Annotated in this window: 23 protein-coding genes; 8 read left to right on the top strand and 15 right to left on the bottom strand. The window is 35.7% G+C overall.

From position 1 onward, the window contains the following. The 4 genes from A9G03_RS05325 to cyaY all read left to right on the top strand — a co-directional run bounded on the left by A9G03_RS05325 (position 1) and on the right by cyaY (position 2,437). Positions 1 to 636, top strand: coding sequence for a thiamine diphosphokinase (locus tag A9G03_RS05325; protein ID WP_065798615.1), 636 nt, complete (start codon positions 1 to 3; stop codon positions 634 to 636). 72 nt (positions 637 to 708) lie between these two features. Continuing rightward, the gene (locus tag A9G03_RS05320) at positions 709 to 1,506 is read left to right on the top strand and encodes a hypothetical protein (protein WP_065633539.1); all 798 of its coding nucleotides are present in this window, start codon (positions 709 to 711) and stop codon (positions 1,504 to 1,506) included. Then, positions 1,507 to 2,034 (top strand): surface-adhesin E family protein, encoded by a 528-nt coding sequence (locus A9G03_RS05315; protein WP_065633538.1) that lies wholly within the window; start codon positions 1,507 to 1,509, stop codon positions 2,032 to 2,034. Positions 2,035 to 2,125: 91 nt separating this feature from the next. Then, entirely contained in the window at positions 2,126 to 2,437 is a 312-nt protein-coding gene (gene cyaY / locus A9G03_RS05310) for an iron donor protein CyaY (RefSeq protein WP_065798614.1), read from the top strand. A 63-nt stretch (positions 2,438 to 2,500) separates the two neighbouring features. Here cyaY and uvrD read toward each other — a convergent pair whose 3' ends face one another. The 13 genes from uvrD to pmbA form a co-directional block, all read right to left on the bottom strand. Beyond that, the gene (gene uvrD, locus A9G03_RS05305) at positions 2,501 to 4,729 is read right to left on the bottom strand and encodes a DNA helicase II (RefSeq protein WP_065798613.1); all 2,229 of its coding nucleotides are present in this window, start codon (positions 4,727 to 4,729) and stop codon (positions 2,501 to 2,503) included. Between the two features lie 190 nt (positions 4,730 to 4,919). Continuing rightward, the gene (gene yigB, locus A9G03_RS05300) at positions 4,920 to 5,633 is read right to left on the bottom strand and encodes a 5-amino-6-(5-phospho-D-ribitylamino)uracil phosphatase YigB (protein WP_065798612.1); all 714 of its coding nucleotides are present in this window, start codon (positions 5,631 to 5,633) and stop codon (positions 4,920 to 4,922) included. Next, positions 5,633 to 6,556: a tyrosine recombinase XerC gene (gene xerC, locus A9G03_RS05295; protein WP_065798611.1), complete on the bottom strand. Its 924-nt coding sequence runs from the start codon at positions 6,554 to 6,556 to the stop codon at positions 5,633 to 5,635. The genes yigB and xerC overlap by 1 nt, the downstream gene beginning before the upstream one ends. Before the next feature lie 8 nt (positions 6,557 to 6,564). Then, complete coding sequence (locus A9G03_RS05290) at positions 6,565 to 7,299, bottom strand: DUF484 family protein (RefSeq protein ID WP_081297465.1); 735 nt, start codon at positions 7,297 to 7,299, stop codon at positions 6,565 to 6,567. Between the two features lie 128 nt (positions 7,300 to 7,427). Next, positions 7,428 to 8,252, bottom strand: a complete 825-nt coding sequence (gene dapF, locus A9G03_RS05285; RefSeq protein WP_065798610.1) for a diaminopimelate epimerase — start codon at positions 8,250 to 8,252, stop codon at positions 7,428 to 7,430. Between the two features lie 121 nt (positions 8,253 to 8,373). Then, the gene (lysA, locus tag A9G03_RS05280; RefSeq protein ID WP_065633532.1) at positions 8,374 to 9,624 is read right to left on the bottom strand and encodes a diaminopimelate decarboxylase; all 1,251 of its coding nucleotides are present in this window, start codon (positions 9,622 to 9,624) and stop codon (positions 8,374 to 8,376) included. Positions 9,625 to 9,635: 11 nt separating this feature from the next. Next, the gene (gene lptM / locus A9G03_RS12335) at positions 9,636 to 9,776 is read right to left on the bottom strand and encodes an LPS translocon maturation chaperone LptM (RefSeq protein WP_081297464.1); all 141 of its coding nucleotides are present in this window, start codon (positions 9,774 to 9,776) and stop codon (positions 9,636 to 9,638) included. 328 nt (positions 9,777 to 10,104) lie between these two features. After that, a complete protein-coding gene (gene recG, locus A9G03_RS05275; protein ID WP_065633531.1) occupies positions 10,105 to 12,198 on the bottom strand; it encodes an ATP-dependent DNA helicase RecG in 2,094 nt (697 codons plus the stop codon). A gap of 5 nt (positions 12,199 to 12,203) precedes the next feature. Further along, a complete protein-coding gene (gene spoT, locus A9G03_RS05270; protein WP_065633530.1) occupies positions 12,204 to 14,312 on the bottom strand; it encodes a bifunctional GTP diphosphokinase/guanosine-3',5'-bis pyrophosphate 3'-pyrophosphohydrolase in 2,109 nt (702 codons plus the stop codon). Between the two features lie 19 nt (positions 14,313 to 14,331). Continuing rightward, the gene (rpoZ, locus tag A9G03_RS05265) at positions 14,332 to 14,622 is read right to left on the bottom strand and encodes a DNA-directed RNA polymerase subunit omega (protein WP_065633529.1); all 291 of its coding nucleotides are present in this window, start codon (positions 14,620 to 14,622) and stop codon (positions 14,332 to 14,334) included. A 136-nt stretch (positions 14,623 to 14,758) separates the two neighbouring features. After that, a complete protein-coding gene (locus tag A9G03_RS05260) occupies positions 14,759 to 15,979 on the bottom strand; it encodes a CinA family nicotinamide mononucleotide deamidase-related protein (protein ID WP_179854740.1) in 1,221 nt (406 codons plus the stop codon). A gap of 46 nt (positions 15,980 to 16,025) precedes the next feature. Then, entirely contained in the window at positions 16,026 to 17,732 is a 1,707-nt protein-coding gene (locus A9G03_RS05255; protein ID WP_065633559.1) for a SulP family inorganic anion transporter, read from the bottom strand. A 36-nt stretch (positions 17,733 to 17,768) separates the two neighbouring features. Continuing rightward, on the bottom strand, positions 17,769 to 19,121 hold the full coding sequence (pmbA, locus tag A9G03_RS05250) for a metalloprotease PmbA (RefSeq protein ID WP_065798609.1): 1,353 nt from the start codon (positions 19,119 to 19,121) through the stop codon (positions 17,769 to 17,771). Positions 19,122 to 19,198: 77 nt separating this feature from the next. On the opposite strand from pmbA, the gene yjgA reads away from it, so the two are divergent. From yjgA to cspE, 3 genes are all read left to right on the top strand, one after another. Further along, positions 19,199 to 19,735, top strand: a complete 537-nt coding sequence (gene yjgA, locus A9G03_RS05245) for a ribosome biogenesis factor YjgA (protein WP_065633527.1) — start codon at positions 19,199 to 19,201, stop codon at positions 19,733 to 19,735. Between the two features lie 71 nt (positions 19,736 to 19,806). Continuing rightward, positions 19,807 to 20,337 carry an inorganic diphosphatase gene (gene ppa, locus A9G03_RS05240; RefSeq protein ID WP_065633526.1) on the top strand — a complete coding sequence of 177 codons (531 nt, stop codon included), beginning with the start codon at positions 19,807 to 19,809 and terminating at the stop codon, positions 20,335 to 20,337. A gap of 406 nt (positions 20,338 to 20,743) precedes the next feature. Continuing rightward, complete coding sequence (gene cspE, locus A9G03_RS05235) at positions 20,744 to 20,953, top strand: transcription antiterminator/RNA stability regulator CspE (protein WP_065633525.1); 210 nt, start codon at positions 20,744 to 20,746, stop codon at positions 20,951 to 20,953. A gap of 148 nt (positions 20,954 to 21,101) precedes the next feature. On the opposite strand, the gene gapA is transcribed toward cspE, so the two are convergent. After that, the gene (gene gapA, locus A9G03_RS05230; protein WP_065633524.1) at positions 21,102 to 22,100 is read right to left on the bottom strand and encodes a glyceraldehyde-3-phosphate dehydrogenase; all 999 of its coding nucleotides are present in this window, start codon (positions 22,098 to 22,100) and stop codon (positions 21,102 to 21,104) included. Positions 22,101 to 22,427: 327 nt separating this feature from the next. On the opposite strand from gapA, the gene mutS reads away from it, so the two are divergent. Then, positions 22,428 to 24,986 carry a DNA mismatch repair protein MutS gene (gene mutS, locus A9G03_RS05225; RefSeq protein ID WP_065798608.1) on the top strand — a complete coding sequence of 853 codons (2,559 nt, stop codon included), beginning with the start codon at positions 22,428 to 22,430 and terminating at the stop codon, positions 24,984 to 24,986. Positions 24,987 to 25,225: 239 nt separating this feature from the next. Here the strand turns inward: mutS and dld are convergent, their stop codons facing one another. Further along, the gene (dld, locus tag A9G03_RS05220) at positions 25,226 to 26,923 is read right to left on the bottom strand and encodes a D-lactate dehydrogenase (RefSeq protein WP_065633522.1); all 1,698 of its coding nucleotides are present in this window, start codon (positions 26,921 to 26,923) and stop codon (positions 25,226 to 25,228) included. Between the last annotated feature and the right edge of the window lie 73 nt (positions 26,924 to 26,996).

Raw genomic sequence — 26,996 nt, 5'->3', positions numbered from 1 at the left:
ATGCAAAACCATACTGCACTACTATTTGTTAATGGGGAGCCGCCAAAGCACTACCCTAAAACTAGCGATAACTATTGCTGTATAGCGGCAACTGACGGGGCCTATCATAATTATTTATCATCGACCTCAATCATTCCCGATTATATTATTGGCGATTTAGATAGTTTTAACGGTGATAAAAATACGCCAAACACCACTCAAGTGATTCATACGCCTGATCAAAATAAAACTGACTTTGAAAAAGCGATGCTATTTTTAGCCAATAAAGGAATAAAACGCTTTATTGTGTATGGAGCCTGCGGCCATGCTAGCGATCATTTTTTAGGTAACTTATCGGTTGCAAAACAATATCATCAACAATTTGATATCATTTTTTATGATAATTTTTGCCATTTCTTTTTTGCTCAACACCAGCAAGTTCTCACCGGTATAAAAAACCGAATTATCTCATTGATGCCTTTTCCAAAAGTAATAAAGTTATCTATTGATGGTGTTCAATATCCGCTAACTAATGCAACGTTGAAGTTAGGTGAGTTAACAAGTTTACGAAATAAGGCAATCAGTGATTTAGTAAAAATATCATTTAAAAATGGTACGTTACTTATCTTCATTGAAGATTTACATACAGATGATTGACAAAATTATTTACATTACTTTACAATACTTTGCACTCATTGGCAGAAGAATTATTTTAAAAGGATCCTCTCCATGCTTATAAAGAAACTTTCTATTTTTATTTGCACTTCATTACTTTCTTGCATGGTTTTTGCACAAAATGCTGCAAAAGAGAATTATACAGATGAAATAATTGATTCATTTATGCAATGCGACAGTCAATTTTTTGAACAGTTAGCTAAGAATAAAAAATATTTTAGCCAGTATGCCGACTTAGATTCCTTTGAAAATATTGCCTATATTCCCGTTAAATCAATGGAATATGATAATAACAATACAACGATGTTGAAAAAACCAATTAACTATAAAGGATTAACTATAGTTGGTTATCAAAACATCTTTATTCCCACAACATTATCTGGCAAATTTTATTATTGGGGATTTATCTTTAATAATAATTTAGATGAAGTTAAAAATAATTTAAAAAACCTCAACTGGTTACCTTATAATAATGAAGTCTATATCGCTAATCCTAAAATTTATGATCAAAAAAATAAAGCCGCTCTTTGGCAGGATAACCCATACTCCATTGATATGGTTATTCCACGACTTTGGACAGTTGAAAAATCACTCTATTTAGAAAATATTGCCAATAATCAGAGCCGAATAGCCTGTTCTATTCAAGGCGATATAGAAAAAGATATTCTTTATTTAATTCGCCCAGATATGAAACCATTAGAAGCTGAAATTGAAGCTAAACGTCAAGAAAAAATTAAAGCTTATAAGCTAAAAAAACAAAAAGAGAATGAAGAAAATCTGAAGTCTCAACAAAAGAAGGACATTAGCAATACATCAACAGAAAATAAATTAAAAGGCGGGGATAAGATTTAAATGAAAAAATTATATTTATTATTGATTCTGTCTTCTTTTTCTGCGTTTGGTAATAGTGTCGATACTAAAATAGCACCAATCAATGATACTGTTGACGAAAAAACAACAACAGAAGTAAATAAAATTTTAAATAATGAACGCGTTGGCCAGCAATTTATTTCAATAAGTAAATCTAAAGAAGACAAATCGACTGGTTATTCATTCATAGATAAAACATCTATTATCCTCCACCCTTACAACAAACGAATTCGAGTATTTTCGCAAATTGTCAACTATGTACCAGCAATCGAACAAGATAATAGTGATGGTAATAAAATTTCATATCGCTCATTAGTCATTGAACAATTTGCAAATTGTGACAAAATGGAAATGGCTAAAGGAAATATACAGTTATTTGCAAATTACTTTGGCGAAGGTGATTTAATTGGTACTAATGATACTCCAAACCGCTGGGTCGCAATGACAAATAACGACGATGAACTACGCCGATTACTCATTGTAGCCTGCTCTTTACCTATAACTGAATAAATACGGATAACTGTTTAACTGCCACTTGATTGTGGCAGGTTAACAGGGTTTATGTTAAAATCTTTCCATTGTCTATTTAGATTATTTTTCTATGAATATAACCGAATTTCATGCTATTACCGATCAACTTTATAATCAGATCGAGCTTTATTTAGATAAATTTGCTGACGAACAAGACATAGATATTGACTACGAAACTAATGGCAATGTTATTACTATCAGTTTTCCTAATCACAGTAAAATTATTGTCAATACTCAAGAGCCGCTTTTCCAAATTTGGTTAGCTACAGCTAAGCAAGGATACCATTTCGATTATGTCAATAAGCAATGGATTTGTAATCGTACAGATCAATCTTTTGATAAGATTTTTACCGAATCAGTTCAAGAACAAGCAGCGTTGTAAAGAGTAATTCAACAAGGATAAATATTGCATTTTTTCCTTGTTGAATTAGAACGTTCAAACTTTTTATAGTAATGTAAGATTTGCCAGTTTAACCACCAGCCATTTAATGCCTTCATTAATAAAAGCAATCTGTACGCGTCGATGATCGCCTTCACCATCTAAATTAATGATTGTACCTTCACCAAATCGTTGATGTTTAACTTTGCGACCTAATACATAATCATCATTTTCACGTTGCTTTTTGAGGTAAGACTTTTTACGTTCATGATAAAATTGTGCATCATGACTTGAATCATCAGATTTAAATTCTGATGAAGTCATCATACCTCGATAACTTACCTCATTAAGATTTTCAACCGGTAATTCACTCAAAAAACGTGACGGTAAGTTACGTTCTTCACGCCCATAAAGCCGTCTTAATTCACATAATGTTAACGTTAAATGTTTTCGAGCTCGAGTAATACCGACGTATGCCAAACGGCGCTCTTCTTCCATTTTATCATTATCTTTAATAGAGCGTTGTGCTGGGAATATACCTTCTTCTAAACCCACGATAAACACATTATCAAACTCCAGACCTTTTGCAGCGTGGAGTGTCATTAGTTGAACAGAATCTTGCTCTTTAATCACATCACGGCTTTCCAGTGAGGTAAAAGCTAAAAATGACTCTAATACTGTTAGTGTTTTACCGGTTTGACTATCTTCAATTACGGTATTTTCATTGATTTTAAAAAACTGTTCTGCTGCCGATACCAGCTCTTCAAGGTTTTCTAATCTTGATTGACCTTTTATTCCGGGCTCTTGCTCATACATTTGCTGTAAACCAGATAAACGAATTATGACATCGAGCTGTTTATAAAAAGGTAACAAACCGACTTCATCATAGATTGAATCCATCAATTGTAAAAAGCGGCTCAGCCCAGAACGCTGACGTTCAGTTAACGAATTACTTTGGATTAACATTAAGCAAGCATCCCATAATGAAAGACTATGCTGCTTAGCTGTTAGCCTAACTTTATCAAGCGTGACATTGCCGATACCTCTTGTAGGGGTATTTATTGTGGTTTCAAAAGCCATATCATTATTATGATCATGCAATAATCGTAAATAAGCTAAAGCTAATTTAACTTCTTGCCGTTCATAAAAGCGAATAGAACCATAAATTTGGTAAGGCACACCTGATTGCAGTAACGTATCTTCAAAAATACGTGATTGCACATTATTTCGATATAAAATGGCACAACTCGCATAGTTTTCACCATTTTCATGGTGTTTTTTTATTTGACCAACCACAAATCGGGCTTCATCAATGTCATTAAAACCAACATAAAGCGAGATTTTTTCGCCATCACCACTATCTGTCCATAAATTTTTACCGAGTCTATTTTGATTTTTGGCAATTAATATATTGGCTGCATCTAAAATATTACTTGTTGAACGGTAATTTTGCTCTAAACGGATAATGTCAGAATCTGGATAATCGCGAATAAATAATTGTAAATTGTCAGCATTAGCGCCCCGCCAGCTATAGATAGATTGATCGTCATCACCAACAATCATAACATTGGCAGTATGACCCGCTAGTTTTTGTACTAATCGGTATTGAATCAGATTGGTATCTTGAAATTCATCAATCAAAATATTTGAAAAACGGTGATGACAATAATTTAACACATCATCATTTTGACAAAGTAATTCGTAAACTCTTAAAATTAATTCCGAGAAATCAACATATCCTACTCTATCACAAATAGCTTGATAATCGCGATAGATGGTTTGCCACATGACCTGTTTAGGATCTTCAGGAACCATATCATTAGCACGAAAACCTTTTTCTTTTTGGCTTGATATAAATGCGACGCACTCTTTTGCCGACCACTGTTTTTCATCAATTTTCAATTCTCGAAAAATTCGTTTGATAAGCCGAATTTGATCTTCAGAGTCAATGAGTTGAAAATTCGATGGCAACTTAGCTTGCTCGGCAAACATGCGTAATAATCGGTGCGTTAATCCATGAAAGGTACCAATCCACATACCACTAAAGTACCCTTCGCCAACTAATGCTTCAATACGCTCTTGCATTTCTGCGGCAGCTTTATTGGTAAAAGTAACGGCGAAAATTGAATTAGAAGGGTATTGTTTTTCCATGCAGAGCCAAGCAATACGATGAACCAAAACCCGAGTTTTACCACTTCCCGCACCGGCTAGAACAACGGTATATTGGTTATCAGTAGTCACTGCATTTTTTTGTTCGGTATTTAGGTCGTCTAATAATGATTGTCTAATTTCCATTATAAATTAACCCATTTTGATAATACAAACCGGTAACCGGCATCAATTTTATATACATTATTCATTCTTTCATTATTTTTTAGATGTCGTATGTAGACGATAAGCAAATAGGATAAAAGATAGGTTTTAAATCACAATAACTTATAATTACTGTTAGCTTTACTGTCTATTTATACAGACTTTGCGAGAATTATATCAGATTCTCTAATTCAGGCAATTGTGTTATCTCAATATGAGGTAAACATCTTGCATCTGGAAGCTGCAAAATATCTTGATCAAAAATATTTAGCCAACAGCCTAAAAAACCATTATTAATCGCACCATTAACATCAGTCATTAAATTATCACCAACATGTAAGATATTACCTACAGGTAGCGCTAGCTTATCAGCCGCTAAATTGAAAATTTCAGGAAAAGGCTTAGAACGACCATTTGCACCACCACGAAGGGAAAATTGAAAATAGTTACCTAAACCGATTTTGTTAATGTCAACGTTTCCATTAGTGATCACAGCTAAAGGAAATTTCGTTGCTAACAAAGCTAACAAAGTATGCGTAGATTGAGGAACGTGCATTGTATGGCGCCAAAAATTGAACGTTGTCATTGCATCATCAACTATCTGTGCAATCTTATCGGTTGCAATTTTAGCTTTGATACAAAGTGATTTAATCGTCTCAATACGCCAAATAATCACATCGTGATAGATTTTAGGGTTGGCCAATAGAACAGCATTTTTTTCAAAATGAAAATCAGCTAAAGTCACATCCTGTAATTGAGGACAAATATGCAGAGTTTTTATCATTTCTTGTTCAGATTTTTCAACAATTGTACTATTGTCATACAGTGTATCGTCAAGATCGAAAGTAATGGCTTTAATAGAATTAATTGAACGGTAAAAATGCATTATTTACTTCCTCTTTTCGCTCTGGGGTGGGCAGAATCATAAACTTCTGCCAAATGTGAAAAATCCAAATGCGTATAAACTTGTGTTGTTGACAAATCAGCGTGACCGAGCAATTCTTGTACAGCCCTTAAATCACCACTTGATTCTAACATATGAGTGGCAAATGAGTGACGTAATTTATGAGGGTGCACATGCACGCTTAAACCTTGCTTAACCCCCCATTGTGCAAATCGTTTTTCTACGTTCCGTGGGGATATGCGTTTACCCAGTTTAGAAATGAACAGGGCATCATCTTGCGGTTCTAAAAAATCACGCATAGATAGCCAATGCTTGATCCATTTTATCGACTCTCGACCTAATGGCAATTTACGCTCTTTGCTGCCCTTTCCCATCACTTTTATTTCACCATCATTTAAATTTAACTGCCGGCAATTAAGATTAACCAGTTCAGACAGCCGTAAACCAGAACCATACATAAGCTCAAGCATGGCTCGATCTCGTACCGACAACGGATCGTTGTATTCTATATCCAATAGTTGATTAATCTCATCAATATCAATATTTTTAGGCAAATGTTGCCCTACTTTAGGATTTAAAACACCACGTGCAGGATTGGCGACAATAAGTTCATTTTTTACCATCCAATCACAAAAACTTCGTAAGGCAGATAATCTTAAAGATAAGCTTCTAGCCTGTAAACCTGTGCGTTTACTCCGGCTAATTAATAATCTTACTGCTGATGAATCTAAATCTTGCCACTTAATCAGTTCGATTTCTTGCGCTAATGAAATAAGTGCATAAAGTTGACGTTTATAATTAATTTGAGTATTTAAACTAAGTTGCTTTTCTGATTTGATATAATTTAAAAACTGTTCGACTGGCTGAGTTAATAAATCGACATTTTTTTGAGATGAAAGATTCATAATCTGCCTTATTTTTTTCGCATGACCCATTTTTCAATTAGTATTGGTAATATTAGACTAATTCTTTCTAACAACAATGTTCCTTGCTCAGCTTGATAATGATGAGGATCGGCACTAGTAAACATGAGCAATCCTAAATCGCCAAATTGACCTAATAACGATAAAGCAACTGAACCGACATAACCATGTTCTGGCAAAAGAAAATCTAGCTCAGTAGTATTTAAAGTGCCCAAATACTGATGACTATATTGCAAATGCCTAACTCTTATAAAATCAAAACGTAGGCAATTTAATGCATAGTGATGATGAATAGAAGGTGCATTAAGTAACCATTTATCATCAAAAAGATATAAATAAGCACCGCTAAGACCTAAAGATTTTGCCCAACTTTTTAATATATTATCTAAATCATTTAGATCGTTTGCTTTAATTAATTGTCCTTGCAAATCCATAAATTGATTAAAAAGCAATTCATTATTACTGGCATATTCCATTAATAAAGTAATTTCGGACTCTAGCTGACCAATTTTGTTACGTTGCCTTGCCATTTGCCATTCAGGTAATGAAACCCCACCTCGTATAGGATGAGGGATCTGCATGCTTTGGAGATGATTAGCATTACGAATAAAAAAATCGGGGTTATCCATCAAATATTGACTGACTATTTCATCATTCAAATTAGGCTTGTCGGCAACTCGCCTTGTATATTTTGCTTTATGAGCGCGTGTTATTTTAGCAACCATGCTTAATCTCTGTTATCACTTATTTATGATATTTGTGTAAATAAAACTCAAAGAGAATCACTGCATCCATTTAAACTATCAAGTTATTTAATGACGAATTTATGACTACAAAACGACTAATCTTATAGTTATATCGCAATAAATCCATCATAGACATGGGTTGCTGGCCCTGTCATATAAAGTGGTTGATTCATTCCCTGCCATTCAATTAAAAGCTTACCACCAGGTAAGTTTACATTGACTTTATTATTTAATAATCCCTGATTAATGCCAACCGCAACAGCTGCGCAAGCACCAGTTCCACAAGCTTGTGTTTCGCCAACGCCACGCTCAAATACACGTAAATCAATATTGTTGCGATTAATGATATGCATAAATCCAACATTTGTCCGTTCAGGAAAACGTTCATGTTGTTCTAATAGCGGTCCAAGTGTTGCCACTTCAGCTGTGACAATATTATCGACTTGCAGTACACAATGGGGATTTCCCATTGAAGCCACGCCACATAATACGGTGTTCTCTTGTGCTCGAATAATATAAGTTTTTTCTTCTTTTATTGCTTTAAACGGTACTTTACTTGGTTCAAAAATAGGTTGCCCCATATTAACTCTAACGGTTTCATCATCATTAACTGTCAGTACAATATTCCCTTTTACCGTACTCACTTTTAAAACACGTTTTTTAGTTAAACCTTTTAAACGAACAAACCTAGCAAAACAGCGAGCGCCATTCCCACACTGCTGGACTTCACTTCCATCAGCATTAAAAATTCGGTAATGAAAATCAGTATCTGGAGCGTAAGGAGGCTCTACAAGCAAAAGCTGATCGAAACCAACACCAGTGTATCTATCAGCAAGGCGTTTTATCATTTCTGTTGAAAGATGAACATTTTGCGTTACCGCATCAATGACCATAAAATCATTTCCAAGTCCATGCATTTTTGAAAAGTTCATCGTCACTTACCTTCTATTAAAAACATTGTTATCTATTTACTTATTTTCACTATCCATTAAAAAAGTAGTCTAGGATAATTAACAAAGCGCTGGTTAACATGTTGATTAACCATAAATAAGATTATAGGGTCTCTCCTCGCCATAAATCATCAAACGATTCACGTTGACGAATAAGTTTGTGATGTTGTTCATCGGTCAGCATAACTTCAGCTGGCCTTGGATGGCTATTATAATTTGAAGCCATGCTAAATCCATAAGCACCAGCACTACAAATAATTAACAGATCGTCTTGCTGCACTGAAAGTTCTCGCTTATATGCCAGTACATCACTCGATTCGCAAATCGGTCCAACAACATTATAGATAAAACGTTGATCGGATGGTTTCGGTTCTTTTTCTGGTAAAACTTGCATCCAAGCTTTATAAAGTGCGGGGCGAATCAAATCATTCATCCCAGCATCAACAATAGCAAAATGATTTTCATCTTGGTGTTTGGTATATTCAACTTTTGTAATCAATAACCCACTATTAGCAACAATTGAACGCCCAGGCTCTAATAAAAGCTCAAGATCACTGTAATTAGCTAATTTTTTCTTTAATTCGTTAACAATCAACGATGCTGAAGGCGGTTGCTCTTGATCATAACGCACGCCTAATCCACCACCTAAATCAATATGTTTAATATGAATATTTTCAGATTTAAGTTTATCTACTATTGCTAATATGCGATCAGCAGCATCAAGAAATGGCGAGATCTCAGTCAATTGTGAACCAATGTGACAATCAATGCCAACAATATGAATATGATCTAACGATGTTGCTTTACGATAAATATCTAATGCAAATTGATAGCTAATACCAAATTTATTTTCACGCAAACCTGTTGAGATATAAGGGTGAGTTTTAGCATCAACATCGGGATTAATTCTAAAAGAGATGTTTGCAATTTTATTTAATTTTTTGGCCACATCATTAATGCGATAAAGCTCGGCTTCGGATTCAACATTAAAACATTTGATGCCAACTTCAAGCGCACGTTCGATTTCACTAATGGATTTTGCTACCCCTGAAAAAACAATTTTTTTAGGATCAGCTCCCGCTATCAGTGTGCGTTCTAACTCGCCTTGCGACACAATATCAAACCCTGCGCCTAATTTAACTAGCAAGTTCAAAACAGCAAGTGAACTATTGGCTTTTACCGCATAACAGACTAAATGTTTCCTATCTGTCAACTCCTTTTGGTAATCCAAAAACTGCTGAGTGATATATTCAGCAGAATAGACATAAAGTGGCGTACCGTATTGCTTTGCGAGTTCTGAAATTGCGACCTTACCGGCTAGTAACTGACCTTTTTCGTAATGTAAAAAATCCATTATTAATTCCCTTAAACTGTTTGATTAAGCGGATGAGTGTTAATTGAAGCATTTGATTTTTCTGCTGGCATATAAAGTGGCCCTTTTAACCCACAGCCCAATAACGTTAATATGACGAGCACTAAGGAGAGTAATTTTATAGATGATTTCATACCAAGTTCACAATTTTTTCATTTTTGTAATAGATACTATATTACACGATAGCCCTATTCGTGCAAAGCATAAATAAACATAACCTTATTTAAGGTATTAATCTTTACTTAACAAAAAACAAACTACAAAGTGTAGCCAAAAATTATCATTAAGGGGAAAGGAATAAATCAATATAACCAAGCGATTTAATCAATGACTTTTTTGAAATAAAAGTGCGCAACTTGATTTTGTTGATAAAGTTTTATTTTAATTTATTAAGTTAATTAAAAATATGACAAGATTAATTCTTTTAACCAGTTGAGTTCTCAAGTTACAAGGGTAATAATATCAAGCATTGATATATTTTTGACGATCAGGTAGCCAGCACGCTATAAGCTGCTCAGCCATCTGTGGAGAGTTTTGTAGTAAAGGCAAAGAAGCTTTCTGTATTTCACTAATTAAATGTTGATCACGAATTAAATCTACCACTTTAAAATTTGCCATACCCATTTGCCGAGTTCCTAAAATCTCGCCACTACCACGAATTTCTAGATCTTTTTGCGCAATCACAAAACCATCATTACTTTCACGCATCACCTTCATACGAGCTTGTGCAACCTTGCTTAACGGCGCTTGGTACATCAATACGCAATGAGATACGGCACTTCCACGCCCAACTCGACCACGTAATTGATGCAATTGGGCAAGCCCTAGCCGTTCAGCATTTTCAATAATCATTAAACTGGCATTGGGTACATCTACACCAACTTCAATAACGGTTGTCGCAACTAAAAGCTGAGTTTTACCGGCTTTAAAGTTTTGCATAACCGATTGCTTTTCATCGGATTTCATTTTGCCATGAACCAGTGCTATTGATAAATGTGGTAGTTTTTCACGTAATTCTTCAACTAACATTTCGGCAGCTTGTGCATCAAGCGTTTCAGATTCTTCCACTAATGTACACACCCAATAAACTTGACGATTATCCAAACAGGCTTGATTCACCTTTTCAATTATTTCTTCACGTCGAGAATTAGGGATAACAACGGTTGTAATCGGCGTACGCCCAGGGGGTAATTCATCAATCACTGATACATCCAAGTCGGCATAAACAGTCATGGCTAACGTTCTTGGAATTGGCGTAGCAGTCATGATCAGTTGATGAGGATAAATTTGCTCTTTAATACCTTTTTGCCAAAGCGTAAGGCGTTGATTTACGCCAAAGCGATGTTGTTCATCAATAATCACTAGGCCCAACTTGGCAAACTCCACTTTATCCACAAATACGGCATGCGTACCAATTAACATGGTGATATCGCCGTCTTTGATACGTTCATATCGATCTTTTTTATTTTTTGCCGTTAAACGACCTGACAACCAATCAACGCTAATACCCAGCGGCTCGAACCATTGCTTAAAATTGTTATAATGTTGTTCAGCTAATATTTCAGTTGGCGCCATTAAAACGACTTGTTGATTATTTTCTATCGCATTTAATGCCGCTAAAGCAGCAACTAAAGTCTTTCCCGAACCGACATCACCTTGAATTAAACGCATCATTGGAATAGATTTTGCCATGTCTTGATAAATATCTTTTACAACACGTTGCTGGGCATTTGTCGGTTTAAAGGGTAATGAGGCCAAAAACGGCTCAATATAGTGTTGATTTACCTGCATAGCATAAGCTTGTTGCTTTTGATTATCCGTTTTTAAGGTGAGCATACTTAAATGATAAGCAAGTAACTCTTCAAAAATAAATCGCTTAATAGCTGGGTGATCACCATTAGATAATTGAGCAATATCAGTATCAATAGGTGGATTATGAATAATATTCAATGAATCAAAAGCTGACAAAAATTGATTCGCTAGTGGTTCAGGTAAAATTTCTTCAGGTGGATTGCGCTTTAGTAATAACAATGCTGCTTGAATCAATTTACGAATCACATTTTGCGTTAAGCCATAAGTCGTGGGATAAATCGGCGTATATCTTTCTTGGGTTGGATCGGCAATTAATGCATTATCTTCTCGATTCGCTCTGACTTTATATTGTGGATGGATAATTTCACGATAACTTTTTCCATTTTTTATTTCGCCATAAGCACTCACCCATTTGCCGATAGCTAAACTGGCTTTCATACCTGCATTAAAATGCATAAATCGCAATATAGCGATTCCAGAATCATCTTGAATATGACAAACTAGCATTTGTTTACGCCGAAAAATCACTTCCGTTTTAATGATACAACCTTCGATAGTGGTATATTCACCAATGCTACTGCTACCAATTGCACAACAAGAGGTGCGATCTTCGTATCGCAAAGGAAAGTGTAATAATAAATCCTGAATGGTTTGAATGCCGAGTGTGTGAAATTTTTTTTCTAAACTTTCACCAATACCGGCTAATTTAATTAACGGAATATGGTTTAAAAAACGGTTAGCCATAATAACTAATTGACATTGCGAGTCACACTCACCACATCTTGCTGTAGCGATAATTTACGCATCAGTTCATTAAGTTGTTGAACATTTTTTACTTCAATTTGTAGAATAATCGTATAAATTTGTCGATCTTTTTCTTCAGTATTCAACCATTGAAGATGAGCTTGTTCATCATTAATGATAGACAAGACATGACCTAACGAGCCTTGATTATTGAGAATATCAACCCAAATTTCAGCAACAAAGAGCTGTTCAATATTCGGTGCCCACTTTAATGGAATATATTTTTCAGGATTATTTTGATATCCGGTAATATTACGACAAGATTCGTGGTGTACAGTTAATCCTTTTTCTGGACTAACATGCCCAATAATTGGATCATTTGGAATAGGATGGCAACATTTTGAAAATGTTACTAGTACACCTTCACTACCTGTGATGACTAATGTCTTATTCGCCTCTGAGTGATTATTTAGTAATGCTTTATGTTCCAAGCCTTTAACAATAAAGTGACTCATCACATTACCTAAACCAATTTCAGCCAGTACATCATCAAAAGTCGGTAATTTTGTTAATTCAACAATTCTGGCAATCTGTTTTTGCGAAAGCTCATCAATGCCGCCGGTTTTAATTAAAGAGAGATTAAGCAAACGTCGACCTAATTCGATAGCATCTTCACGCTTTAACGTTTTTAAAGCTTGGCGGATACGAGATCGTGCTTTCGCACTAACAACAAAATTTAACCAATTCGCATTAGGACGACCTTCAGGAGAAGTAATAATTTCAACCGTTTGTCCATTACTTAATGGCTGAGAAAGCGGGAATGGTTTACGATCTACAATCGCACCAATGCATTGATAACCAATATCGGAATGAACAGCATAGGCTAAATCAACTGCTGTTGAACCTTCGGGTAATTGGACAATACGACCTTTAGGGGTAAAGACATAGATTTCTTTAGGAAAAAGATCGGATTTAACATTTTCTATAAATTCAAAAGAATTGCCCACACTTTGTTGTAATTCTAATAAACTTTGCATCCAGCGTTGAGCTTTAATTTGAGTAGTAGTGTGGTTGAGCTCATCATTTTCGTTATACACCCAATGGGCAGCGACCCCCATTTCGGCCATTTGATCCATATCCTCTGTGCGTATTTGCACTTCAACGGGAGTACCATGCGGACCTATTAGTGACGAGTGTAAAGATTGATAGCCATTTGCTTTTGGAATAGCTATATAGTCTTTAAAACGGTTAAGTCTTGGTTTATATAAATTATGTACCAAACCAAGTGCACGGTAGCAAGCATCAACATCTTTAACCACAATCCGAAAGATATAAATATCCATAATAGAGTGAAAGTGTTGTTCACGCATTTGCATTTTTTGATAAATGACATAGATATTCTTTTCAAGTCCCTCAACTTCAGCTTCGATATTAGCTTCAGCCAAACGCCCTCTAATCTCTGATAAGATTTGTTGGATTAATTCTTTTCGAGTACCTCGCGCTGCTTTCACAACTTTTTCTAACACTTTCGCTCTATTAGGATGCATAGCAGTAAAACCTAGAATTTCCAGCTCGGTTTTAATGTGATGGATTCCCAATCGATGTGCTAATGGCGCATAAATTTCTAATGTCTCTTTGGCAATTCGTCTGCGTTTGTCAGGTCTTAATGCACCTAATGTGCGCATGTTATGAGTACGATCGGCAAGTTTAATCAATATAACTCGCACATCTTCGGTCATGGCTAACACCATTTTGCGAAAATTTTCAGCTTGCGCTTCTTGCCTGTTACGAAATTTTAGCTTATCAAGTTTGGAAACACCTTCAACTAAAATAGCGACATGCTTGCCAAATTCTTTAGTTATATCTTGAAAGGTGACGGGGGTATCTTCGATGGTATCATGCAAAAGTGCGGCAATGATGGTTTCATAATCAAGCCGCATATCCGCTAAAATCGTTGCGACAGCAACTGGGTGAGTAATATACGGTTCACCACTACATCGGAATTGCCCTTCATGCGCTTTTTGAGCAAAAAAGTAAGCTTCTTGAATCACTTCAACTTGTTTAGCTGGAAGATAAGATGCAACAATCTCTTTTAAGCTGTCAAAATATTGCATAGGCAATTCTCAGAAAAACTTATTCGTACGAGGGAGTATTTTCGAGAAGAATCGATTCATGAAGTGCAGAACGAACCTCAGCCTCTTCATCTTGTAAAGCCTGAAAATCAGCACTATCAAGAATTTGTTTATTGACAAGACCATCTTCGATTTCACGTAATGCTACAACGGTTTCCTTGTCGTTTTCTTCCGGAACTAATGGCGACTTATTTTCAACTTGTAATTGGCGAGCACGTCTTGCTGCAACTAAAACCAGATCAAAGCGATTACCAATTTTTTCTACTGCATCTTGAACAGTTACACGAGCCATTTTTACCTCTAATTTGTTTTACTAAATTACCTAATGTGAAAGATCGCTTATTGTACTTAATTTTATGGGGAATTGTCCATATTTATATTATTTCACTATGTAAAATAACTAACCTTATCGCCAATGCCAAATAACATTAGGCAATAACTTCTAACCAAACGTTTGGCCCAATTATTGGCATATTTAGTAAGTAACGCCGTAAAGCATCTAAAGCAATCGCGCAAAAAATTTTGCGCTCAGTTTGTCGATTTTGCAGACGACCCGTATATTTTAAATTATATTGCCAAACCTGTTTTGACGTTGCAATTAATAGCGTAAATTCGCTATTTTTTTCACGGAAATTAACCAGTCCAAGCACAATATCTGCATGATTATGATTTAAGATCCGTAAACAATACGATTTTGGATCTTCAAGTAACAACGGTAAAATTTCTGATTTGACTAAAGGCGCAGCCGATTCAAATAATTGTGAGCCAATAACCCCCGCCGATTGCTGTTCAATAACGGCGATAGTCTGATTTTTGTCAAGTAATAATCTAGAAACCAGTTGAGCTAAACCAAACGCATCTTGTTGGCTTAACACACCTTCAAATAAAAAATTGCTAGAAACAATAACTTTAATTTTAGACCATAATTCATCCATTTTATCTTTTTGAGACTCTGGTCCTGTTAGTTTTAATTCAATAATTGGCATTGCTGCACGATAGCCAATCATAATATCTTTTGGAAAATCAATTTTAGCTTCAATTTCTGTAGCGAGATCGCTTTCAGTTCGCCCCATCGTCGTTAATCGGTAACACAATTTTTTATCGATTGTTGGCAAGCGCTCTATAATGTCGAGTAATATAGAGTTTTGTACCATTTCTTTAAATTCTGATGGTACACCGGGTGTAAAAAATAGCAAACAGTTATTGATTTCCATTTTAAATCCACAAGCCGTGCCGATCGGGTTATCAATTAAAGAGGCACTTTCAGGCAACATTGCTTGCTTAATATTACTTGAAGGCATGGTTTTACCACGACGGCTAAAATAATGTTCAATTTTAAGTAGCCAATCATGGTTTAATGTCAGTGATTCATTGTTAGCTTTAGCAGCAGCTTCTGCGGTTAAATCATCGCTTGTTGGTCCTAAACCACCATTGATAATAATAATGTCATTAACTAAGCTACGCTGCTTGAATGTATGAATCAATTGTTCTAAATTATCACCAACGGTATATCTTGATGTGATCGTAATACCTTCTTCAAATAGCAATTGCGACAACCATGTAGCATTAGTATCGATTATTTGACCATATAACACTTCGTCACCGGTGCTAATCATCTCTATTTTAGGTATTTTGCTAATTTGATTCATAATATTCCTTAACATGCTGGTTAATGATTACAAGATGGTTTTATTATTAATGATTTAAATCATCTTCATTATTTTCCATGTGCTCTTTACTTTGCACTAGTCGAACTGAAAAATAGAGATCATAAGCAAATTCAATATACTGTTCATCTAACTTAATATTCATCTGTTTAAACCAGTTTTTTAATGTTTTTCGTCGACCCGATAATATCAAAATCACATTTCTTACTTTTAACGATTTCACCAGCTCTTCAATACCCGATAAAACACTAACATCTTTATAAGTAAAACAAGGAATAGCATCGACAATGACATAACTTATCGGTTGCTGTGCTTCGTCAATATAACTGATAATTCTGCGCTTAAAATAGGCAATGTTAAAGTAAGTAAGTGGAGAGTTAAATCGATAAATAATGGTATTATCTAAAGGTTTAACGTCTTTGCCTAAAGAATGAATGCGTCCACTTTCATCAACTCCAAGTAATTGATCTTTAGGTCTAAATACTCGTCTTAAAAATAAGAATAAACCTAATAACACCGCTAACGCCATACCAGGAATAATACCAATGACTAACACCGAAACTAGGGTGGTCAAACTTAAATAAAACGCATCACGATCAAATTTAAAAAAGCGAATAATAGTCTGAAAGTTAATTAGCGAAATAGAAGAATAAATTAAAATCACCCCTAATACACAAGTTGGAATATATTTTAATGGGGATAATAAAAACAAAACAACAAAACCAATAATGATAGCTGCAATAATCGAAACTAACTGGGTTTTGCCGCCATTAGCATCATTAACCGCAGTTCGCGATGAAGTGCCACTAACCACAAATCCTTGTGATAATCCAGCCACAATATTTGCCATACCTAAGGCTTTAAATTCAACATCAGCATTAGTTTCATAGTTATTTTTTGAAGCAAAACTTCGTACTGTTATCATCATACTGACAAAACAAATAATCGCTATATTCAGTGATGGCACAACTAAATCACGCATCAAGCCTTTATCAAAATCAAGCCATGATTCAACGGGGATAAAATCACCAGTCACTGTGCCAATAATACGAATATTGTGAGATTCAAAATTAAATAACCAAGAAAAAAAAGTCATCACAACCACGGCAAAAAGCGGTGCGGGATAACGTGGTTTTATTTTTTTCAAGCCGATCAATATCACCAAAGTAAACAGTGAAATTAATGCTGTGAAGATATGAATTTGTGGAATTTTAAACGGTAAATAGACAACGCGTTCAATTAAGTAAGAGTAATCATAAGAGAACCCTAATGTCTTGGCGAGCTGATCCACCATTATGGTGATAGAAATGCCATTGAGTAAACCAATTAATATCGGTTGACTAAGCAAATCAGCCAGCGCACCTAAGTGCAATTTGCCGGCGATGATACACCATATTCCAATCATAATTGTTAATATAACAACCAGCTGCCAACGCAAAATAGGATCATTTGATGCCAGAGGTAAAACTACTGCGGCAACTACCGCACATGTTGCAGTATCAGGACCAACAATAAGTTGTCTGGAAGAGCCAAAAAGTGCATAAACAATCAACGGTAATATTGTTGAATATAATCCAGCAATTGCTCCAACACCAGTGAGTTCTGCATAAGCAATAGAGACGGGTAAAGAAACAGCTGCAACTGATAAACCCGCTTTGAGATCAAAACTAAAGTAATCACGCCTATAGTGTAATAAATTTTTTAACCCTGGCATCCATAATGCAATTTTTTGCATTAGTGCGCTGTTTGTCACGCTTCCCATATATGTCTTTTATTTCCCTGCTATACTCATATTATCAATCAATATCGATCCACATTGGATATTAGTTCTTGTTTCAATATCATTACCAATTGCTACAATATTTTGATACATATCCTTAAGATTTCCAGCAATGGTAAATTCATTAATTGGATACTGTATTTGACCATTTTCAACCCAAAATCCAGTTGCGCCTCGAGAATAATCGCCAGTAATATTGTTGACACCTTGACCCATCAATGACGTGACTACAACACCTTTATCTAATTTAGCCAACATAGCATTGAAATCACTGCGAGGCTGGCTAGAAGATACTAACCAGTTATGAATTCCGCCTGCGTGACCCGTCGATTTTAAACCTAATTTTCGGGCTGAATAATTCCCGAGTAAATAAGTTTGCAATACGCCTTGCTCAATAATATTACGTTTGACCGTTTGGGTTCCCTCACTATCAAAAGGAGAAGAGCCGACACCTTTTAGAATGTGAGGATCTTCAAAAATAGTTAACCATGAAGGAAACACTGATTTACCAATACTATCTAACAAAAATGAGGATTTACGATAAATTGCTCCCCCACTAATTGCACCAACTAAATGACCAATTAAGCCAACCGCTACCTCTGGACAAAAAAGAACTGGCGCTTGCATTGTAGCTATCTGCCTGGCGCCTAAATGTACAATAGTTCGTTGTGCTGATTGTTCGCCTACCCATGAAGGGGATCTTAGCTCACTAATATCGCGTGACGAAGTATAGGCGTAATTACGCTCCATTTGACCGTCTTGTTCTGCAATAACGGAACAAGAAAGAGAATGCGAACTCGCACAATAGCCTTGTAACATTCCCAAACTATTACCATACATGTAAATACCATAACGACTACTAAAATAGCCACCATCACTACTTTTTATTTTTGGATTAGCGAGTGCCACTTCTTCTGCTTGCTTTGCTTGTTCAATAGCTCGATCAACATTCAGATCACTCGGGTAAAAAAGATCTAAATCAGGCGCATTAAATGCCATTAAAGAACGATCACCTAATCCAGAGTAAGGATCAGGCGAAGTGTATTGCATAATATTAACAGCCATATCAATAGTTTGCTCAATAGCCTTAGGGGATAAATCATTAGTAGAAGCGCTCCCCTTTCGCTGATTTTGATAAACAGTAATAGCTAAAGCACCATCACTGTTAAATTCGACCGTTTCAGGTTCACCTAAACGGGTACTGACATTAATACCAGTTGACTGATTAATTGACACCGCAACTGAATCAACACGCGATTTTGCCTTAGCAATAGTATCAGCCACTATAGCCGACAAATTTGCTTTTTGATCTTTTGCCTCTTTTTTAATTTGTTCAATACTCATTTTATTATTTTCTACAATTCTGCTAGTGATACGTTATAATAAGCCAGAAATGCATTTTAGTTAACAAAAGAAATTATATGAATCAAAATCAAAAGACAACCGAAGAAGCAAACTTTAATGTCGATGATATCGAAGATGAAATTATCTACGTTAGTAAAAGTGAAATAAAAAGAGATGCTGAAGAACTTAAAAAACTCGGTATTGAACTCGTTAATTTAAGTAAAAATGAACTTGCTAAAATCCCCCTTGATGAAGATTTACTGTATGCCATCGAATTGGCTCAAAAAATCAAAAAAGAGGGTTACAGAAGACAAATTCAATATATTGGTAAATTACTTAGAAATCGGGATATCGAGCCAATAACACTTGCCCTAGATAAACTCAAAAACCGCCATAATCAACAAGTAGCGATGTTTCATAAACTTGAAATGTTACGCGATGAACTGATTGAAACCGGCGATGCTGAAATGATTATGGACTTATATCCAAATGCTGACAGGCAGCAGCTACGTACTTTTGCTCGTATGGCTAAAAAAGAGTTAGCGTCGAACAAGCCTCCGAAAACAGCCAGACAGATTTTTCAATATCTAAAAGAATTGAGCGACACGGAATAACTTTTATAATGTGTGCTTAAGACTTGTCACTAAACAATATTATTAACAAATAAATAATAGAGGATACAAAAATGGGACTTTTAAATGTACCAGCAGGTAAAGAATTACCAGATGATATTTATGTTGTAATTGAAATTCCAGCGAATGCTTCACCAATAAAATACGAAGTTGATAAAGATACGGGTGCTGTATTTGTCGACCGCTTCATGGCAACAGCAATGTTTTACCCATGTAATTATGGTTATATCAACCATACACTATCTTTAGATGGTGATCCTGTTGATGTACTAGTCCCAACGCCTTACCCTTTACAACCGGGTGCCGTTATTCGTTGTCGCCCAGTTGGCGTTCTAAAAATGACAGATGAGTCAGGTGTTGATGCAAAATTAGTTGCGGTACCACACACTAAACTAACAAAAGAGTATGATCATATAAAAGATGTTGACGATTTACCTGAACTACTCAAGTCACAAATTAAACACTTTTTTGAACAATACAAAGCGTTAGAAAAAGGTAAATGGGTTAAAGTTGACGGTTGGGAAAATGTCGATTCTGCTCGTAAAGAGATTTTAGAATCTTTTGAAAGAGCAAAGAAAAAATAAAATTACTGTTAATTTCACAATTTGATGTAAAAAAGTAACCGTTAAACCAGAGCTATGAAATTTTTTTCTCATACTCTGGTTTTTTTTGTAAATTACACTTTCGAAATAATTATAAAATTTTTAAGATTTAATAATTTGTTTTAGATCAAATTACATTTATTTAACTAAAAATTTATAAAAAACTGCACTCTAACATGAAAAAATTGTCATTAATATCTTGCTTTCGATTATAATTTGTGCGGTAATAGTAACAGACTTATAACAAAGCTATTCATTATGAAAACGATTAACTTTTTAATGTAAATTTATTTATATTTTTTAGTCATGAATTACATAATCTATACTAAGTTTAAGTCTATGCGAGCCGTAAAGGCAAATTATTAATTATTGTTAGGATGTCTAGTAAATGAATAAGAAAACAGGCCAAGTCAAATGGTTTAACGAGAGTAAAGGTTTTGGTTTTATTACCCCTACCGATGGAAGCAAAGACGTCTTTGTCCATTTCTCAGCTATTTCCGGTGACGGATTCAAAACTTTAGCTGAAGGACAACAAGTTGAATTTGCAATCCAAGATAGCCCTCGCGGACCAGCTGCAGCTGATGTTGTCGTTATTTAATAGCTAATTAATTCGTTAATTAGTCTAAGTAAAAAGCCCATTTGCGAAAATGGGCTTTTTTATTTGCCGCGTAATCATCATTATTGATTATTTTAATTACAAAAAAGGCAACCATAAGGTTGCCTTTCTAATATGACACAAAGATGACTTATTTTTTAGAAACAACAGCAATTAAGTCTAATACTTTGTTTGAATAACCAACTTCATTATCATACCAAGAAACAAGTTTAACAAAAGTATCACTTAATTGAATACCTGCTTTAGCATCGAATACTGAAGTACAAACTTCACCTAAGAAGTCAGTTGAAACTACATCATCTTCTGTATAGCCAAGCACACCCTTCATTGGGCCTTCAGCAGCAGCTTTGATTGCTTTACAGATATCTTCGTATTTAGCAGGTTTTGCTAAACGCGCAGTTAAATCAACAACAGAAACGTCTGGAGTTGGAACACGGAAAGCCATACCTGTTAATTTACCATTTAATTCAGGAATAACTTTACCTACAGCTTTAGCAGCACCAGTTGAAGATGGGATGATGTTTTGTGCAGCACCACGACCACCACGCCAATCTTTGTGAGATGGGCCATCAACAGTTTTTTGAGTTGCTGTTGTTGCGTGAACGGTTGTCATTAACGCTTCAACAATACCGAAGTTATCATTAACAACTTTCGCTAAAGGTGCTAAACAGTTAGTTGTACATGATGCATTAGATACGATATCTTGACCTGCATAATCTTTATCGTTAACACCCATTACAAACATAGGAGTACTATCTTTAGATGGACCAGTTAATACGACTTTTTTAGCTCCTGCTTGGATATGTTTACGCGCAGTTTCGTCAGTTAAGAATAAACCAGTTGCTTCAGCAACAACATCAACACCCACTTCATTCCATTTTAAGTTTGCTGGATCTTTTTCAGCAGTAACACGGATTGTTTTACCATTAACGATTAGTTTTCCATCTTTAACTTCAACTTTACCATCAAAACGTCCATGAGTTGAATCATATTTAAGCATATAAGCCATATATTCAACATCTAATAAATCATTGATTGCAACGATTTCAATGTCAGAACGTTTTTGAGCAGCACGGAAAACAATACGACCAATACGGCCAAAACCATTAATACCTACTTTGATTGTCATAACAATTACCTTCTTTTGTGTTAAACGATAAAAATAACTGCAAGTAAACTATCAAATTTTAATAGGTTATTCAAGATCATTAAGCACAATAAGGCACGATTTAATTAAATTGTTTATTAACCAATTTTTGGATATCACTAATCATAAATAAAATCAAAAGTGTGTAACAAAAAAGTCATTTTTTTGCTTTATGACAACGCCAATAGAAAAAAGTAAAACATAAAATTCTTTAACCTCTTAAAATAAATACTCCGATAAATCCTAATATTTCGCTATAATAAATCAATGTTGAATAAATAATGAGCTAATTTAGTAAGAATTAATACGATGACCGAACAAGAAAACTTTACTGAACACACACCAATGATGCGGCAGTACCTCAGACTAAAAGCGGAAAATCCCGACATTCTACTGTTTTATCGTATGGGCGATTTTTATGAGATGTTTTATGATGATGCCAAACGAGCTTCGCAATTACTTGATATATCGTTAACTAAACGTGGTTCTTCTAATGGCGAGCCGATTCCGATGGCCGGCGTACCGTATCATGCAGTTGAGAGCTATTTAGCAAAGTTAATTTCCCTTGGTGAATCGGTTGCGATTTGTGAACAAGTCGGGGATCCGGCAACCAGTAAAGGTCCTGTCGAGCGCAAAATTGTTCGTATTGTAACACCTGGTACGGTCAGTGATGAATTATTATTAGAAGATCGTAAAGATAATTTATTAGCATCAATATGGCAATCAAAAAACCACTATGGTTATGCCACGCTCGATATAAGTTCTGGGCGGTTTTTTATTTTTGAAACAGATAGTTACGAATCAATACAAGCTGAATTACAACGCACCAATCCAGTTGAACTTCTTTATCCGGAAGAGTTTCAATCCATGTCATTAATTGAAAATCGTCACGGGCTAAGACGTCGTCCATTGTGGGATTTTGATCTTGAAACCGCCAAACAGCAGCTTAACTTGCAATTTGGTACCAATGATTTAGTTGGATTTGGGGTGGAAGATTGTATTTATGCACTTAGTGCAGCTGGCTGTTTACTGCAATATGTGAAAGATACACAGCGCACCGCGCTACCGCATATTCGTTCAATCATCAAACAATCAGCTTTCGACTTTGTGGTACTCGATGCGGCAACGCGGCGCAACCTAGAAATCACTGAAAATTTATCGGGTGGCACACAAAATACAGTGGCTGAAATTTTAGATAAAACCCAAACCCCAATGGGTAGCCGCATGTTAAAACGCTGGTTACATGCGCCAATTCGTGACATAAACTTATTACAACACCGTCAACAAGCAATCAGTGAATTACAAAATCATATTGATGATATTCAGCCATTATTAAAACTCATTGGCGACCTTGAGCGTATTTTAGCGCGGCTTGCACTGCGAACAGCTCGCCCTCGCGATTTTGCCCGTTTGCGTGATGCTTATAACTTACTGCCACAAATGCAACAGTTATTAAGCCAAATGAATACGCCAGCTTTAATTGCTTTGCGAGCTAAAATCAATCAATTTGATCACATTGCATCTATTTTAACGCGAGCAATTGTCCAAACGCCACCTGTCATTATTCGTGATGGAGGCGTCATTGCCAGCGGTTACAATGCCGAACTTGACGAACTACGCAATCTTGCAGATGGTGCAACAAATTATCTGGAACAACTGGAAATTCGTGAGCGTGAAACTTTAGGTATCGACACACTAAAAGTCGGGTTTAATGCTGTACATGGTTACTATATTCAAATTAGTCGGGGACAAAGCCATTTAGCACCAATTCATTATACCCGACGCCAAACGCTTAAAAATGTTGAACGTTACATCATTCCAGAGCTTAAAGAGTATGAGGATAAAGTCCTCACCTCAAAAGGTCGTGCACTAGCACTTGAAAAACAGTTATATGATCAATTGTTTGATTTACTTATGCCACAGCTTGCCGAAATGCAACTCAGTGCCGATGCTATCGCTGAACTTGATGTCTTAACGAATTTAGCTGAACGCGCTTTAACACTTAATTATCAATGCCCTACATTTTCTGAAAAAGCAGGTATTGAAATTATCAATGGTCGCCATATCGTTATTGAACAAGTATTGCAAACGCCATTTATTGCTAACTCATTACGGCTTTCACCTGATAGAAGATTGCTCATTATCACCGGCCCTAATATGGGTGGTAAAAGCACGTATATGCGCCAAGCTGCATTAATTGTCTTACTGAGCTACATAGGTAGTTTTGTGCCAGCATCCAAAACCATTATTGGACCGGTTGATCGCATCTTTACCCGCATTGGTGCATCGGATGATTTAGCGTCGGGTCGTTCAACTTTCATGGTCGAAATGACTGAAACCGCTAACATAATGCATAATGCCACTGAACAAAGCCTTGTGCTAATGGACGAGATTGGACGTGGTACCTCAACTTATGACGGATTATCCTTAGCTTGGGCATGTGCTGAAAACTTAGCAAACCAAATCAAAGCGATGACACTTTTTGCTACCCATTACTTTGAGTTAACGCAACTGCCTGAACATATGCAAGGCGTTTATAACATTCATTTTGATGCCATTGAACATGACAACACCGTTGCCTTTATCCATGAAGTATCTGAAGGTGCGGCCAGTAAAAGTTTTGGTATTGCAGTAGCGGGATTAGCTGGCGTACCGAAGCAAGTATTAAAACGCGCCAAACAAAAACTAAAAGAGCTTGAAGTCATTTCGAAACAAGCGGCAAACAGTCATGTGGACCAATCACAGCTTAGTTTTGTGACAGAAAGTGAACCATCTGAACTTGAACAAGCGCTCAAACAGATCGACCCTAATGCCTTATCACCAAAACAAGCATTAGAGATGTTGTATCAATTAAAGAAAATGCTTTAACAATGGCGCTCTTAAATTAAAAAGGGCTGCGCGCCCTTTTTATTATCTAGCTATTTGTTTAAATAGTTTTACTTATCACAGAATATAAAATAATTATTATCTGTTTGATCAACCATCATATTGATAATCTCACCTTGCCATACGACTAGGTTAAAGCGACTAAAGTTGATCATTGTGCATTAAATTATCTCCATCTAAGCTTTGCCAGCTCATATCAGCTGGCAATTGCTAAGATTGGATTACTTCCAATATTTTTTCTTAGAAGTTTTACCAATACCAGGATTGAGGCTATTAGTCGGATCAAGCTCTTGATAGAATTTTTTCAAATCGGCATTAGCATGATACAGGTGACCAACATTGTGCTCTGCTGGATATTGTGCTCCACGCTGATCAAGTAAAGCTAAAATTTGTTCTTTCACTTTATCACAATCGGTGCCTTTTTTAGCAATATAGTCTTGATGAAAGACATAACAGAAAAAATGCCCATAATACATTTTATAGATAAAGTTTTGATCAATGTCTTCTGGCAAAGTTTCAAACCAATCTGTATCATTACGGCGTAAAGCAATATCTAACGCTACAATGTTTTCCACTGTTTTACTATGGACATTTCGATAAGATGTCGCTGCACCTGCCGCTGCAAATCGATGTAACATTGCTGCTTCAGCCTCTTTTGCATTACACAAAAAATAACTTCCGTTTTTATTTTGGAAATACGATTTCAAAAATGCTTCAGCTTCGGCTATCCCATCATCTGCCATTTTTAAAATCAAATGATGTTCATAGCGATCACGGTAGTCTCGAATGGTTTTCGGTAAGTGATTAGGTAAAAATTTAGCAACAAAAATTGAAAAACGATCAGAAAAGTTTTTCGGAAAGAATGGAATTTTACCTGTAACGCGATCAACAAAGTTTTTAAAAGCAAAAAGGCGAGGTATGGTATCAGTACCTAATTTTTGGATAGCTAAAAAAGTTGGTTTGCCATAAACCGCAGCAATATCAAATGCGACTCGATGCATATATTCGCCTGATACAGGTAATGTTTTAAACTGACTTAAAATATGACGACGAATATCATTTAACTCATTAATGTCATTAGTACCTATATAAAATACTTCTGATTTTTTCTCTAATGGAAATGTATCAAGACGCACGGCAAAAACCATTAAGCGACCAGCACTTCCCGAAGCTTCATAATGGCGAGCTGGATCGGCATTAAAACGTGCAGGTGTATCAGCATCAACTTCACGAACATGATCGCAATAATGATGATCATGACCTAAGCCCGCATTACGATTAATATCCTTTTCAGTATAGGTATGATTTTCTAGATTTCGTAAAATGGTTTCTGGCTCATCACCCAGTTCAATGCCCAAGTGGTTAACAAGATGCAATTGACCTTGTGCATCCAATTGTGCAAACACAGCCATTTGGGTATAAGCAGGACCACGTTGAATCAGGGAACCACCAGAATTATTACAGACCCCTCCCATAACAGATGCACCGATACATGATGAGCCAATAACTGAATGCGGTCCTCGATTATATTTTTTTAACTCTTTTTCCAAACGGAATAATGTACTTCCGGGTAAACAAACAACCTGCTCACCATTTTCAATAACTTGAATACCTTCTAAACGGCGAGTGCTCACAATTACAACCGGTCTATCATAATCATTGCCATCTGGGGTTGATCCACCTGTTAAGCCAGTATTGGCTGATTGCGTAATAACAATAACATCAGCGGCAACACATGCTTTTAATATTTGCCATTGCTCAACTAATGTGCCAGGTAATACAACCGCTAATGCATCACCTTCACCAAAACGAATACCTTGACGATAAGGCAAAGTCCGATTAGGGTTTGTTAACGTATATTTCTTGCCAACAATAGTTTGTAGTTGTTCAATTAATGCTGTTTTTTCATTTCCGTTCATTTTATCTTCCCTACCTATATTTAGTTTAACTTTGAATTAATCGCAATTATTTTATAATTACTAAATCGTATAG

The organism is Gilliamella sp. wkB171, from assembly GCF_001693755.1.
GTDB classification, from domain to species: Bacteria; Pseudomonadota; Gammaproteobacteria; order Enterobacterales; family Orbaceae; genus Gilliamella; species Gilliamella apicola_F.
This window is presented reverse-complemented; position numbering and strand designations above follow the sequence as displayed.